Annotated in this window: 11 protein-coding genes; all 11 read right to left on the bottom strand. The window is 60.5% G+C overall.

Annotated elements, in window-relative coordinates:
- Positions 1 to 19: 19 nt before the first annotated feature.
- Positions 20 to 1036, bottom strand: a complete 1017-nt coding sequence (locus ACGSLL_RS27670) for a class I SAM-dependent rRNA methyltransferase (RefSeq protein WP_394508614.1) — start codon at positions 1034 to 1036, stop codon at positions 20 to 22.
- Positions 1037 to 1183: 147 nt separating this feature from the next.
- The gene (gene acs, locus ACGSLL_RS27665; protein WP_394508613.1) at positions 1184 to 3121 is read right to left on the bottom strand and encodes an acetate--CoA ligase; all 1938 of its coding nucleotides are present in this window, start codon (positions 3119 to 3121) and stop codon (positions 1184 to 1186) included.
- 198 nt (positions 3122 to 3319) lie between these two features.
- A complete protein-coding gene (gene pgi, locus ACGSLL_RS27660) occupies positions 3320 to 4984 on the bottom strand; it encodes a glucose-6-phosphate isomerase (protein ID WP_394508612.1) in 1665 nt (554 codons plus the stop codon).
- 232 nt (positions 4985 to 5216) lie between these two features.
- A complete protein-coding gene (gene panD / locus ACGSLL_RS27655; protein ID WP_394508611.1) occupies positions 5217 to 5597 on the bottom strand; it encodes an aspartate 1-decarboxylase in 381 nt (126 codons plus the stop codon).
- 148 nt (positions 5598 to 5745) lie between these two features.
- Positions 5746 to 6606, bottom strand: coding sequence for a pantoate--beta-alanine ligase (gene panC / locus ACGSLL_RS27650; RefSeq protein ID WP_394508610.1), 861 nt, complete (start codon positions 6604 to 6606; stop codon positions 5746 to 5748).
- The gene (panB, locus tag ACGSLL_RS27645) at positions 6603 to 7403 is read right to left on the bottom strand and encodes a 3-methyl-2-oxobutanoate hydroxymethyltransferase (protein WP_090286350.1); all 801 of its coding nucleotides are present in this window, start codon (positions 7401 to 7403) and stop codon (positions 6603 to 6605) included. The genes panC and panB overlap by 4 nt, the downstream gene beginning before the upstream one ends.
- 397 nt (positions 7404 to 7800) lie before the next feature.
- Positions 7801 to 8286, bottom strand: coding sequence for a 2-amino-4-hydroxy-6-hydroxymethyldihydropteridine diphosphokinase (gene folK / locus ACGSLL_RS27640; protein ID WP_394508609.1), 486 nt, complete (start codon positions 8284 to 8286; stop codon positions 7801 to 7803).
- Between the two features lie 4 nt (positions 8287 to 8290).
- The gene (locus ACGSLL_RS27635) at positions 8291 to 9691 is read right to left on the bottom strand and encodes a polynucleotide adenylyltransferase PcnB (protein ID WP_394508608.1); all 1401 of its coding nucleotides are present in this window, start codon (positions 9689 to 9691) and stop codon (positions 8291 to 8293) included.
- Between the two features lie 734 nt (positions 9692 to 10425).
- A complete protein-coding gene (locus ACGSLL_RS27630; RefSeq protein ID WP_394508607.1) occupies positions 10426 to 11862 on the bottom strand; it encodes a sigma-54-dependent transcriptional regulator in 1437 nt (478 codons plus the stop codon).
- A gap of 22 nt (positions 11863 to 11884) precedes the next feature.
- Positions 11885 to 14839 carry a sensor histidine kinase gene (locus ACGSLL_RS27625; protein WP_258447983.1) on the bottom strand — a complete coding sequence of 985 codons (2955 nt, stop codon included), beginning with the start codon at positions 14837 to 14839 and terminating at the stop codon, positions 11885 to 11887.
- Positions 14823 to 14999, bottom strand: coding sequence for a hypothetical protein (locus ACGSLL_RS27620; protein WP_003176118.1), 177 nt, complete (start codon positions 14997 to 14999; stop codon positions 14823 to 14825). Before ACGSLL_RS27620 ends, ACGSLL_RS27625 begins: the two co-directional genes overlap by 17 nt.
- Positions 15000 to 15046: the final 47 nt, after the last annotated feature.

Genomic DNA, 15046 nt, shown 5'->3' with positions numbered 1-15046 from the left:
CTCGCTCATGTCTGAGGCGTTACAGCTGCAGAATCAGCGTCTTCAACGGCGGTTGCTGATCCATCGAGGGGAAATCGGCGCCCGGGGTCATCACGCTCCATTCGCGCACCGGCCGCCCGGCCTTCTCGGCGCAGCGCAAGACCTGTCCGCGCCAGTCGTCCATGCTGACCTTCGCCAGGTTGTTGCAGCAGATCAGCACGCCGTTGTCGGCGGTGGTCAGCAGGGCAGGTTTGAGCAGACTTTGATAGTCGCGCAGCAGGTCGACGGTGCCGAACGCGCTTTTCGCCCACGCCGGTGGGTCGAGCAGTACCAGATCGTATTGGCGTTGTTCGAGGCGCTGATAGCTCGGCAGTTTTTGCCCGCGCCGCTGGCTGATTGGCAGCCCGGCGAGTTGGCGAATCGCCGGGAAATAGTCGGACTGGATAAATTGCATTTCCGGCAGCTGCGGGTTGAGCAGGCCGTTTTCGCGACCGACCGCCAGATTGCCTTCGGCGAAATCCAGGTTGCACACCTCACGCGCGCCGCCAGCCGCAGCGCTCAGCCCCACGCCGCAGGTGTAGGCGAACAGATTAAGCACGGATTTGCCCTTGGCGTGATCCTTGACCCAGCCGCGGGTGTTGCGCAGATCGAGAAACAACAGCGGATCCTGCCCGGCATGGCGCCCGCGCACGCGGTAGTTGAGGTCCCATTCATGACCGACCAGATCCGCCAGCGCGGCTTCGTCGGCTTTATAGACGTGGTCTTCGCGATCGATGCGCGAATTGCCTCGGGAACGGTCGTTGTAGACCAGAAGGGATTCAAAGCCCAGGGTCTGGTTGACCATGGCGTGCAGTTGCAGCAGGACGTCGCGCTCCAGCGTCTGGTGGAAACTCTGCACCAGCAGTTGCGGGCCGTAGCGGTCGATGGTCAGCCCGCCCGCGCCTTCCTGGCTGCCATGGAACAGGCGATAGCAATCGGTGCCCTGTTTGTGCAGCTCAGACAGCAAGTCCTGACGTTGATCGAGGGCGGCGCGCAGCGCCTGATTCAAGGAAGACATGCGGGCGCCTTGCTGAGGGGGAATAGGGCGCGGGAGTTTAACAGTTTGACGTGTCATCGCGTGACGGCCTTCGCGAGCAGGCTCGCTCCCACAGAAAGAATGCGATCACCTGTGGGAGCGAGCCTGCTCGCGAAGCTTTTCTAAAGCTTATTGATTCAGACGTTTATCAACCAACACCTGCACCACACCCGGATCAGCCAGTGTCGAGGTGTCACCCAGGCTGTCGAGTTCATTGCAGGCGATCTTGCGCAAAATCCGCCGCATGATCTTGCCCGAACGGGTTTTCGGCAGGGCTGGCGCCCACTGGATCAGGTCCGGTTTGGCGAAGCTGCCGATTTCCTTGCTGACGTGCGCCAGCAGATCCTTTTTCAGATCGTCGTTCGCTTCGGTGCCGTCCATGGGGGTGACAAAGGCATAGATGCCCTGGCCTTTGACGTCGTGCGGGTAACCGACCACCGCCGCTTCCGCGATGCTGTCGTGCAGCACCAGTGCGCTTTCGATTTCAGCGGTGCCGATGCGATGCCCGGACACGTTGATCACGTCGTCAATGCGCCCAGTGATCCAGTAATCGCCATCCTCATCGCGGCGCGCGCCGTCGCCGCTGAAGTAGTAGCCGGGGTAGGGTTTGAAGTAGGTGTCGACCATCCGTTGCGGGTCGCCATAAACGCTGCGGATCTGCGCTGGCCAGCTGGACTTGATCGCCAGCACGCCGCTGCCGGCGCCGTGGATTTCCTTGCCGTGTTCATCGAGCAATACCGGCTGCACGCCGAACATTGGTTGTGTGGCGCAACCCGGTTTGATCCGCTGCGCACTGACCAGCGGGCTGAGCATGATGCCGCCGGTTTCGGTCTGCCACCAGGTGTCGACGATAGGGCAACGTTGTTCGCCGACCACGTTGAAATACCATTCCCACGCTTCCGGGTTGATCGGCTCGCCGACGCTGCCGAGTAATCTGAGGCTCTGCCGCGAAGTTTCCTTCAGCGGTCCGGCACCTTCGCGCATCAACGCGCGCAGGGCGGTCGGTGCGGTATAGAAAATGTTGACCTGGTGTTTATCGATGACCTGCCAGAATCGCGAACTGCTCGGATAGCTCGGCACGCCTTCGAACATCAGCGTGGTCGCGCCGTTGGCCAGCGGGCCGTAGACGATGTAACTGTGGCCGGTGACCCAGCCGACGTCGGCGGTACACCAGAACACTTCGCCGTCACGGTAGTCGAGCACGTATTTGAAGGTCATCGCCGCTTGCAGCAGATAGCCGCCGGTGGTGTGCAGTACGCCTTTGGGTTTGCCAGTGCTGCCGGAGGTGTAGAGGATAAACAGCGGGTCTTCGGCGTCCATCGGTTCCGGTGGGCAGTCGTCGCTGACTTCGCGCACGGCCTGGTGATACCAGACGTCGCGGCCTTCGGTCCACTCGACCTCGCCCTGGGTGCGCTCGACAACCACCACGGTGCTGACGTCAGGGCAACTCTGCAGGGCTTTGTCGACATTCTGTTTCAGCGGCACGAACTTGCCGCCGCGTACGCCTTCATCGGCAGTGATCACCGTGTGGCAATCAGCATCGAGGATACGGTCGCGTAAAGAGTCGGGAGAGAAACCGCCAAACACCACCGAATGGATCGCTCCGATCCGCGCGCAAGCGAGCATGGCGTAGGCCGCTTCCGGGATCATCGGCATGTAGATGCACACCCGGTCGCCTTTTTTCACCCCACGGCTTTTCAGCACATTGGCCAGTCGGCAGACGTGATGGTGAAGTTTTTTGTAAGTGATTTGCGCCGATTCGGCAGGGTTGTCGCCTTCCCAGAGCAGCGCGGTCTGTTCAGCGCGTTGTGCGAGGTGGCGATCGATGCAGTTGTAGCTGACATTCAACTTGCCGCCGGCAAACCAGGCGGCTTCACCGGTTTGCAGATCGTCGCGCTGCACGGTCTGCCACGGCGTGCTCCAGTCGAGGAAGCGCGTGGCCTGTTCGGCCCAGAAGGTGTCGGGGTGTTCAATGGATTCGCGGTACAGACGCCGATAATCGTCCTGACTCAACTGAGCAGCCCGGCGCACGGCATCGGCTTTGGGGAACGTACTGATATCGAACATGACGGTTCCTTATTCTTGTGGTGCGACAAGAATAAAGATGCGCCGAGAGCCCCGGAGGTTCAAGTCATCCACAAAACAACTGTGGGAGCGAGCCTGCTCGCGAAGGCGGCGTGCCAGTCAACAAAGATGTTGAATGAACAACCGCTTTCGCGAGCAGGCTCGCTCCCACAGGGAACAGCGCTTGCCTGAAGGCTTATGTCAACCGCGGTGACGACCGCGGAAGTAGTTGATCAGGCCTTGAGTCGAGGCATCGTCAGCCACGCTTTCGTCGCTGCCGACCAGGCGGTTGTAAACGCCTTTGCCCAGTTCCTTGCCCAGCTCCACGCCCCACTGGTCGAAGGCGTTGATGCCCCAGACCACGCTTTGCACAAACACCTTGTGTTCGTACATCGCCACCAGCGCGCCGAGGCGACGCGGGCTGATGCGTTCAACCACCAAGGTGTTGCTCGGACGGTTGCCCGGAATCACCTTGTGCGGCGCGAGTTTGCGCACCTCTTCTTCGCTCATGCCTTTGTCGCGCAACTCGGCTTCGGCTTCCGGCTGGGTTTTGCCGAGCATCAGCGCCTGGCTCTGCGACAGGCAGTTGGCGTACAGCCACTGGTGGTGATCAGCGACCGGGTTGAAGCTGACGATCGGCACGATGAAGTCGGCCGGGATCAACTGGGTGCCCTGGTGCAGCAACTGATGGTAGGCGTGCTGACCGTTGCAGCCGACGCCGCCCCAGATCACCGGGCCGGTATCGGTCGACACCGAAGTGCCGTCCTGGCGCACGCTCTTGCCGTTGGATTCCATGTCCAGCTGTTGCAAGTGCTTGGTGATGTTGCGCAGGTAATGGTCGTACGGCAGGATCGCGTGGCTTTGCGCGCCCCAGAAATTGCCGTACCACACGCCAAGCAGGGCCAGCAGCACCGGCATGTTCTGTTCGAACGGCGCGGTCTGGAAATGCTGGTCCATGGTGTAGGCACCGGACAGCAGTTCCTTGAAGTTGGACATGCCAATCGCCAGAGCGATCGGCAGACCGATGGCCGACCACAGCGAGTAACGGCCGCCGACCCAGTCCCACATCGGGAAGATGTTTTCTTCGCGGATGCCAAATGCCACCGCTGCAGCGTTGTTACTCGAAACGGCGATGAAGTGACGATACAGCTCGGCTTCCGAGCCGCCCTGCGCCAGGTACCAGGCGCGTGCGGCTTGGGCGTTTTTCAGGGTTTCGAGGGTGTTGAAGGATTTCGACGACACGATGAACAGCGTGGTTTCGGCGCGCAGCTTTTGCGTCAGCTCGTGGAACTCACTGCCATCGATGTTCGCCAGATAGTGGCAGCGCACGCCTTTCTGCGCGTACGACAGCAGCGCTTCGGAAACCAGCTCCGGGCCGAGGAACGAGCCACCGATGCCGATGTTGACCACATCGGTGATCGGCTTCTCGGTGTAACCGCGCCACAGACCGTCATGGATGCGGCCGACCAGATCGGTGATCTGGTTGAGCACTTTGTGGACGTCCGGCATCACGTTGACGCCATTGACCGACAGCTTGTCGCCAACCGGACGGCGCAGGGCGGTATGCAGGGCCGGGCGGCCTTCGGAGGCGTTGACGATTTCGCCGTCGAACAGCGCCTTGATCGCGCCCTTGAGGTCGACTTCATTGGCCAGACCCACCAGCAGATTGCGGGTCTCGGCGTTGATCAAATTCTTCGAATAATCGAGAAACAGCCCGCAGCTGCTGAGAGTGAACTGATTGAAGCGCTGCGGATCGGCGTTGAAGGCTTCGCGCATGCTGAAATCCTGCATGGCTTGGCGGTGATCTTTCAACGCTTGCCAGGCAGGCAGAGCGGTAACGTCATGAGGAGTGCGGTAGTACGCCATCGCTGCGGTTTTCCTTTTTACTTGAACGGCCTTTTGAACACTGAGCGGACCCGGCACGCCGCTGTCGAGGCGCGGGATCGACTGCATCGACATGATTTGCGGACACAGGGCGAATACAGTAAACCTCGCGCTGCGATCTGTCTTGACTTTGTCTGACCAGATCCCTGTACTTTTTTAACATCCGAACAGGGATTTGGCCGACAAACGGAGGGGGAGCGGGCGCTGCGGCGGTTCAGGCGAGCTGAACGGGGATGGCGTTGCTGGTGTGGCTCAGCTCGTTGCCCGGCGCCATATAGAGCATGCGCGGCTTGAAGTTGACCAGTTCGGCTTCGCTGTAATGCGCGTAAGCGCAGATGATTACACGATGACCGACGCTGGCCTTGTGCGCCGCGGCGCCGTTGACCGAGATCATCCGCGAGCCTGCTTCCCCCCGAATCGCATAGGTGGTGAAGCGCTCGCCGTTGTCGACGTTGTAGATCTGGATCTGCTCGTACTCACGAATGCCGGACAGGTCCAGCCATTCGCCATCGATGGCGCACGAACCTTCGTAATCGAGCACCGCATGGGTGACTTCGGCGCGGTGCAGTTTGGCCTTGAGCATGATCGCGTGCATTGGGGGCTTCCCGGGTTGGAATCGAACGGCGGGCAGTGTGCCCGAAGGCTATAAAAGCGGCAATCGAGCTGAAATGAGATCTTCATAACACTGAAAACCCCTGTGGGAGCGAGCAGGCTCGCTCCCACAGGGGGGGATTGCGGTGGTTTTAAGCGGGGGTATCGAGATTCAAATGCAAATTATCGATCAACCGCGTAGTGCCAAGAAACGCCGCCACCAGAATCACCAGGTCGCGATCCTCAGCCGTTGCCGGACGCAGAGTCAGACCGTGGCGGATCTCCAGGTAATCCGGGCGCAGGCCCGCCGCTTCAAGCGCTTGCAACTGCGCGCTGATCAGCGCCGGGAAATCCCGTTCGCCTTGCTTGATCGACTCGGCAATGCTGCTCAGCGAGCGATACACCGCCGGCGCCACCGCACGTTGCGCTTCAGTCAAAAAGCCATTGCGCGAGGACAGCGCCAAGCCATCGGCAGCGCGTACGGTCGGCTCGCCGATGATCTGGATCGGCATGTTCAGGTCATGCACCAGCGCGCGGATTACCGCCAGTTGCTGATAGTCCTTCTGGCCAAAAATCGCCAGGTCCGGCTGGACCATGTTGAACAGTTTGCTGACCACGGTCGCCACGCCCTCGAAGTGCCCGGGGCGGCTGGCACCACACAGGCCTTCGGACAATTGCGGCACGCTGACGCGGGTCTGGCCGGCCATGCCGTCGGGGTACATCTCTTCAACGGTCGGGGCGAACAACAGCGAGCAGCCAGCCTCGAGCAGTTTTTCCTGATCGGCTGCCAGCGTGCGCGGGTATTTGTCGAGGTCTTCGCCGGCGCCGAATTGCAGCGGGTTGACGAAAATGCTCGCGACGACGAAATCCACACGTTGCGTGGCTTTGGTCACCAGCGCGACGTGGCCGCTGTGCAGGTTACCCATGGTCGGCACGAAGCCGATGCGCTTGCCTTCGCTGCGCGCGCGGGCGACGGCGGCGCGCAGTTCGCGTACGGTTTTGACGGTGTTCATGCGGAGAATCCGTGTTCGATGCCAGGGAACGTGGTGGCTTTGACTTCGCTGACGTAAGCCTTCAGCGCGGACTGGATGCTGTCCTGGCCGTGCATGAAGTTCTTGACGAATTTCGGTACGCGACCGGTGATCGACAGGCCGAGCATGTCGTGCAGCACCAGAACCTGACCATCCGTGGCGTTACCGGCACCGATACCAATGACCGGAATCTTCACCGCCTGGCTGATCTCCGCGGCCAGTTCACTCGGCACGCATTCAAGCAGCAACATCGCCGCACCGGCCTGTTCCAGCGAGATCGCATCGGCGCGCATCTGCCGTGCCTGGTTCTCGTTGCGGCCCTGCACTTTATAGCCACCGAGAATGTTAACGGCTTGCGGGGTCAGCCCCATGTGCGCACACACCGGCACACCGCGTTCGGCGAGCAGGCGAATCGACTCGGCCAGCCACAACGCGCCTTCGACCTTGACCATGTGCGCACCGGCCTGCATCAGCGTGGCGCTGTTGCTCAGGGTCTGTTCGAGGGTGGCGTTGGCCATGAAAGGCAGGTCGGCAAGGATCAGTGCGTCGCTGTTGCCGCGTTTGACGCAAGCGGTGTGATAGGCCATTTCTGCGGTGGTCACCGGCAAAGTACTGTCGTGACCTTGCAGGACCATGCCGAGGGAGTCGCCCACCAGCAGCACTTCGACACCGGCCTGGTTGCAGGCGTGGGCGAAGGTCGCGTCATAGCAGGTCAGCATGGTGATCTTTTCACCTTTCTGCTTGAGGCTCTGGAGCGTGGTCAGGGTAATGGCTGGCATGTAAAAAATCCTCGTTCAGGCGCTCTGGAAACTACAGCGAGTAACGCGCGTGATTCGTCATCTACTCAGGCGCACGCTCTTTTGTCGTGCTTATAAGGCCTGGATTGCGCCCGTATGTGCCGGGTTGGCGGCAGCGGGACGCCTATAGTCGTGAGGAGCCAAGCGGAAGTCAATTGCGTGTGTTACCGCATTGTTACGCGGGCGGTGTTACCGGCGTTACTGATGCGATTCAGCGGCGCGGCGGGGCTGATTCGAGGGATTTTTGTCTGACAAAATCCTCGATTTGAAATAAACCAATGTTGGAGCGAGCCTGCTCGCGAAGGCGGCAGATCAGTCAACTTAGTGTTGAATGACATACCGCTTTCGCGAGCAGGCTCGCTCCCACAGGGGATTGCAATCAATCTGTCGGGAGACGTTCCAGACCGACGAACGGGCAGGCAGCCAGCAAGTCTGTCAACGTGCGGCCGTCGGCCAGGCGCAGATCCTGCGGTGCCAGCTCGGCCAGCGGATACAGCACGAACGCACGTTCCTGCAGCTGATAATGCGGGACTTTCAATCGTGGCTCGTCGATCAGGCGATCGCCAAACAATAGGATGTCCAGATCCAGCGTGCGCGGGCCCCAGCGTTCCAGGCGTTCGCGGCCCTGATCGTTCTCGATTGCCTGCAGGGCATCGAGCAGCGTCAGCGGCGTGAGGTCGGTGTCGAGCGCGGCGACCGCGTTGGTGTAACGCGGTTGGCCCGGCAGCAGCGAGTCGCTTTGATAGAAGGCCGAAACACCGACAAGACGGGTGTGCGGCAATTGCCCCAGCGCCGCGACGGCGCTGCGCAACTGTTCGGCCGGCTCAGCCAGATTGCTGCCCAGGCCGATGTAGACGCGTTCCATTGCCTTACTCGCCTGTAGCGCTCGGTGCGCCGGCGCGTTTGCGCTTGGCGCCGCTGCTGCGGCGACGCTTGCGTGGTGCGCCGCTGGCGTCGTCACCCTTGCCGCCCAGATCACGGATCATGTCGCGACGTTCGCTGTCGTTGGCGTCCTGGTAGTCGGTCCACCATTCGCCGAGGCCGTCGGTTTCCTCGCCAGCGCTTTCACGCAGCAGCAGGAAATCGTACCCGGCTCGGAAGCGTGGGTTGTCCAGCAACAGGTCGGCACGTTTGCCGCTGCGCCGTGGCAGACGCTCCTGCATGTCCCAGATTTCGCGGATCGGCATGGTGAAGCGTTTCGGAATCGCGATGCGCTGGCACTGCTCGGCGATCAGCTCATGGGCGGCTTCCTGCATCGCCGGAATCGGCGGCATGCCACGTTCCTGCAAGCGCAACACGCGCGCCGGCAGCGCAGGCCACAACAACGCAGCAAAGAGGAACGCCGGGGTCACCGGTTTGTTCTGCTTGATGCGCAGGTCGGTGTTGGTCAGGGCTTCGCTGATCAGCGTGTGGGTGTATTCCGGGTTGTACTCCAGCGCATCGGCACTGGCCGGGAACAGCGGGGCGAACAGTTGCAGATCGACGAGCATTTCGAAGGTGATCGCGCCGTGCCCCGAGAGGAACAGCTTCAGCACTTCTTCGAACAGTCGCGCCGAAGGAATCTCGCGCAACATCGGCGCCAGCTCGCGGATCGGCTGCACGGTGTGCTTCTCGATGCCGAAGTTGAGCTTGGCAGCGAAACGCACCGCCCGCAGCATGCGCACCGGGTCTTCCTGGTAACGCTGTTTCGGGTCGCCGATCAGTCGGATCAGGTGATTGCGGATGTCGTGTACGCCGTTGGCGTAGTCGAGGATGCGCTCGCTGACCGGATCGTAATACAGGGCGTTGATGGTGAAGTCGCGGCGTTGCGCGTCCTCTTCCAGCGTGCCGTAAACGTTGTCACGCAGAATCCGCCCGCTCTCGTTGCGCGAAGACTGGTTGCTGTCTTCGTCGTCTTCGTTGATCGGGTGGTTGGCGCGGAAGGTCGCGACTTCAATGATTTCGCGACCGAAATGGATATGTACCAGCTTGAAGCGGCGGCCGATGATTCGCGCATTGCGGAATTCGGCACGCACTTGCTCGGGCGTGGCGCTGGTGGCGACGTCGAAATCCTTGGGCGTGATGCCCAGCAGCATGTCGCGCACGCAACCGCCGACCAGATACGCCTGGTAACCGGCACCTTGCAGGCGTTCGACGATATTCACCGCATAGCGGCTGAATTGCGTTTTCTGCAGCGAGTGTTGACCGCTGTTGAGCACTTCAGGGGTGCTGCGGATGTGTTGCGTACGACGCACGGGAGTTCGGAATGACTGGAACAGCTTCTTCAGCATGGGATGCACTGTTTGAAGGAATGTTCGGCCATACCAAAGAATGACCGCATGATGGGCGCAGATTCTAGCATTTAGTCGAGGGATGGTGTAGGACACAGCAGATTCAAGCTGAAAGCCGCAAGCTACAAGGGTGGAGCGGGGGTGATCGGAGGATTTTCTACTGATGGGAGAAACCACAAGGGGAGCCGAAGCTCCCCAAGAAGTAGTTGCGTGCTCTTTTTATTATTGATTCGGGCTTCTTGTTTTTGTTGAGTGCCCTCGCCACGAAGTGTTTCCTTCGTGACCCTCCCAATCGGGAGCCAAGAGCAAACGGATTGCTTTGGTCGCTGAATTGCAGTGATCTGTCGATCCAACCAGTACAGGCTCTGTCTTAGGACAGTTTTTGTTGTTCTCGGCCTGGTCGTGGGGCAAGCCCCAAATACAACGCCTCTCCAAAAGAATCAGTTAGCTGCGCCTCTCGCCGTCTTGTTTTTATTGTGCGTGAGTCGATTCGTCTTATTTTTATTGTCTTGTACATTGCTTGTTATTGTTCTTGTACCAAACATATAGCAGGGTGCGTGCCAACTTTTGCGAACCCCAGTGAAACAAGCGGTTAGGTCGATATAACCGTTTTGCAGGGGCAAAAAAAAGCCGGGGTTTCGTTACCGATAACCCCGGCTTCTGTTACGTGAATCGACTGCGGTAACAGTTTTTTCACAATCTCATGCGTTACCCGCGCACGCGACAGGTAACGTTCAGCTCTCGCTCGCTACCCCGGTTTTGCGCCGTGGAATGCCCAGACGCTGACGGCGTTCCCACAGGCATTTGCGACTCACGCCCAGTTTGCGCGCCAGTTCAGTCTCGGTCATGTGGTCCTGATGCTCGAGGACGAAGTGCTGGAAGTAGTCTTCCAGCGACAGATCCTCGGTCGGCTCATGGCTGCTATTGCTGGCGTTACCGCCGGTTTGCGGCGGCAGGCCGATGAACTCGTCGTCCTCCAGATCGCTCAGCTCGATGTCGATGCCCAGCAGGTCGGCCGAAATTTCCGGGCTTTCACTGAGAATCACCGCGCGCTCGACAGCGTTCTCCAGCTCGCGCACGTTACCCGGCCAGGAGTAATGCCGGATGGCCTGTTCGGCATCGGCGGCAAATTTCAGGTCGGTACGGTTGATGCGCGCGCTCTGGCGGGCGAGGAAGGCATTGGCGATTTCGTTGACGTCGGCGCCACGCTCACGCAGGGCCGGGAGTTTCAGCGCAATCACGTGCAGACGGTAATAAAGGTCTTCACGGAACTGGCCGATTTTCGCCAGACTCTTGAGATCGCGGTGGGTCGCGGCGATCAGGCGCACGTCGACTTTCTGCGACTGCACCGAGCCGACCCGGCGAATTTCACCTTCCTGCAAAACACGCAGCAGACGCGCCTGGGCTTCCAGCGGCAGTTCGCCGATCTCGTCGAGGAACAGCGTGCCGCCGTCCGCCGCTTCGACCAGGCCGGCACGCCCGGCGCTGGCACCGGTGAACGCGCCTTTCTCGTGGCCGAACAGCTCGGACTCGATCAGGCTTTCCGGAATGGCCGCGCAGTTCACCGAGATCATCGGTGCCTTGGCGCGTTTCGACAGGTTGTGCAGGGCGCGGGCCACCAGTTCTTTACCGGTACCGGACTCGCCCTGGATCAGCACATTGGAATCGGTCGGCGCGACTTTGCGGATTTTGCTGTACAGATCCTGCATCGGCGGGCAGGAACCGATGATGCCGATTTCACTGTTGCTGTTATCCACAGAAGCTTTGCCGTTGCCAGTGGCAGGCTTGCTCGAGGCGGTTTCAGCGGCAGCAGGTGCCGACTGACGATCACGCAGGATGCGGGCCACGGCTTGCAGCATTTCATCGTGGTCGAAAGGCTTGGCGATGTAATCGACTGCGCCCATCTTCATCGAATCGACCGCCGAGCGCAGGCTGGCGTAGCTGGTCATGATCAGCACCGGCGTGCCTTGGCCGAGCTTGATCAACTCGGTGCCCGGCGCGCCCGGCAGGCGCAGATCGCTGACGATCAGATCGAACGTAGGAATGGTGAAGCGTTCTTGTGCTTCCTGCACTGAACCGGCTTCGCTGACCTGGTACTGGTTGCGTTCCAGCAGGCGGCGCAAGGCGGAGCGGATAATTGTTTCGTCTTCGACGATCAAAATGTGCGGCATTGATTCGATACTCTCGACGGTCTCAGTTCACAGCGGACGTCGCTTCGACATGACGCGGCAATGTCACCCGGATACGGGTGCCGCGCTGGCTGGTGACATCAGCCGGGCTGTCGATGGTGATTTGTCCATAATGCTCTTCAACGATGGAATAGACTAGTGCAAGGCCCAGACCGGTGCCTTCACCCGGATCCTTGGTAGTGAAAAAAGGTTCGAACAATCGGTCCATGATGTTCTTCGGAATACCGCTGCCTTCGTCTTCGACGATCAGATCGACCGTGTGTTCGCCGGCTTCGCTCTTGACCCGTACCGCACTGTGCGGCGGCGAGGCGTCGCGAGCGTTGGAGAGCAGGTTGATCAGGACCTGGGCGAGCCGCTGCGGATCGCCTTCGACCCAATGATCGGGATCGCACAGGTTGTAGAACTGCACTTCGAAATTGCGTCGGTTCAGTGCCAGCAGGCCAATCGCATCCTGCGCCACTTCCGCCAGACAAACCGGCTCGTCGCTGTGCTGATGGCTGCCGGCATGGGCAAAACTCATCAGCGACTGAACGATGCGCGAGACGCGCTTGGTCTGCTCGAGAATCTGCCCGCTGATTTCCGTCAGTTCGCCGTCGTCTTCGCGCTCTTCGCGCAGATTCTGCGCCAGACAGGCGATGCCGGTGATCGGATTGCCGATTTCGTGGGCCACGCCCGCCGCAAGGCGGCCGATGCTGGCCAGACGTTCGGAATGCACCAGTTTGTCTTCTAGCATCTGCGTTTCGGTCAGATCTTCCACCAGCAACACCAAACCACTGTTACCCGGGGCCAGCGGCTCGTCGATCGCCGCTTTGTGCAGGTTCAGCCAGCGGGTCTGGCCATCGAGGGCCAGGTGCTGTTTGTGCAAATGCTCGTCGGGCAGATTGATGAAGCCCTGCAACAGATCTTTCCACGGCTCGCCAATGGTACTCAAGCGCGAGCCGACGACACGCTGCGCGGCAATCCCGGTGAGTTCTTCCATGGCCTTGTTCCACATCAGGATCTCCTGATCCTTGGCCAGCGAACAGACGCCCATTGGCAATTCCTGCAGGGTCTGGCGGTGGTAGCGGCGCAGCGCATCAAGTTCGGCGGCAAGTCCTGTGAGGCGCGAGTGGTAGTCCTCGAGGCGGCTTTCGATGAAATGGATGTCTTCGGTGACGTAGTTTTCGCCGCCGGCCTTGTACGGCAGGAAGGTTTCGACCATGTCCTGGGCGACGCTCGGGCCCATCAGGCCGGACAGGTTGGCCTCGATGCGGTCGCGCAAACGGCGCAAGGCGTACGGGCGGCGCTCGTCGAATGGCAGATACAGGTCACGCAGCGCTTGCTCGACTTCTTTCTGCGCCGCCTTCGCTCCCAGCGGTTTCGCCAGTTGTGTGGCGAATTCCTGCGGCGAAGCGGCGTGCAGTTCACGGCGTTGCGGACGGCGCACGTTATCCACCGCGCAAGCTTCGGCGGCACTGGCTTCTTCAGGGCTGGCGTTGGTGAACAGCGAAATCAAGGTGAACATCAACACGTTGGCCGCTAGCGAGGCGATCGCCGCCATGTGCCAACTGGTGTCGTCGAGCACGTAAATCATGTTCAGCAGCGGAATGTAGAAACCCTGCAGATTGCCGACCAGCGGCAACAGCATGGTAACCACCCAGACCAGAATCCCCGCCAGCAGACCAGCGATAAACCCGCGACGATTGGCGGTCGGCCAGTACAGCACCGACAGCACTCCCGGCAAAAACTGCAGGGTCGCCACGAACGCGACGATGCCGAGGTTGGCCAGATCCTGCTCGGCACCGAGCATCAGGTAGAAGCCGAAACCGGCCATGATGATCGCCACGATCAGCGCTCTACGGGTCCACTTCAGCCAGCGGTAGATATTGCCTTCGGCCGGTGGCTGATAGAGCGGCAGCACCAGATGGTTCAGCGCCATGCCCGACAGCGCCAGCGTGGTGACGATGATCAGCCCGCTGGCCGCCGACAGCCCGCCGACATAGGCGAGCAACGCCAGCGGTTTGCTGTTGGCGGCGATACCGATGCCGAGGGTGAAATATTCCGGGTTGGTCGTGGCGCCGAGTTTCAACCCGGCCCATAGAATCAGCGGCACCGCCAGGCTCATCAGCAGCAGAAACAGCGGCAAACCCCAACTGGCGCTGACCAGCGAGCGCGGGTTGAGGTTTTCGGTAAAGGTCATGTGGTACATGTGCGGCATGACGATCGCCGAGGCGAAGAACACCAGCAGCAGCGTGCGCCACGGCCCTTCCTGCAGCGGCGTATGCAACGCGGCGAGGGCGGTCTGGTTTTGCAGCAGCCACAGTTCGAGTTGTTGCGGACCGTCGAACACGCCGTACAGCGCATACAGGCCGACGCCGCCGAGGGCGACCAGCTTGATCACCGACTCGAAGGCAATCGCAAACACCAGCCCTTCGTGTTTCTCTCGGGTGGCGATGTGGCGCGAGCCGAAGAAAATCGTGAACAGAATGATCAGCGCGCAAAATGCCAGGGCGACGCGGCTCTGGATCGGCTCGCCGGTGAGGATGCCGATCGAATCGGCCACGGCCTGAATCTGCAAGGCCAGCAGCGGCAGTACGCCGATCAGCATGAAAATCGTGGTCAGCGCGCCGGCCCAGGTGCTGCGAAAACGAAACGCGAAAAGGTCCGCCAGCGACGACAGTTGATAGGTGCGGGTGATTTTCAGGATCGGATAAAGCAGCACTGGCGCCAGCAGAAACGCACCGGACACGCCCAGGTAACTCGACAGAAAGCCGTAGCCATATTGATAGGCAAGGCCGACCGTGCCGTAGAACGCCCAGGCACTGGCATAGACCCCCAGCGACAAGGTGTAGGTCAGCGGGTGGCGAATGATCGCGCGCGGGATCATGCCCCGTTCGCTGACCCAGGCAACGCCAAACAGCGCCGCCAGGTACGCGGCGCTGACCAGGATCATCTGGGTCAGGCTAAAGCTCATCGGCATCTTTTTGGCTCTGCAGGATGAAGGTCACGACAATCAGGATCAGCCAGAGCAGATAGGGGCGATACCAAGCGCCCGTCGCGTCGATCCACCAATCCATGATGGCGGGGGAAAACAGGTAGATCCCCACGACTAAAAGCAGGACCAAGCGATAGATGTACATCCCGGCCTCTCTTTTTTATGCGCGTGCCCGAAAACGTGCGGCGATGG

This window comes from Pseudomonas retamae (assembly GCF_043496865.1).
GTDB classification, from domain to species: domain Bacteria; phylum Pseudomonadota; class Gammaproteobacteria; order Pseudomonadales; family Pseudomonadaceae; genus Aquipseudomonas; species Aquipseudomonas retamae.
This window is presented reverse-complemented; position numbering and strand designations above follow the sequence as displayed.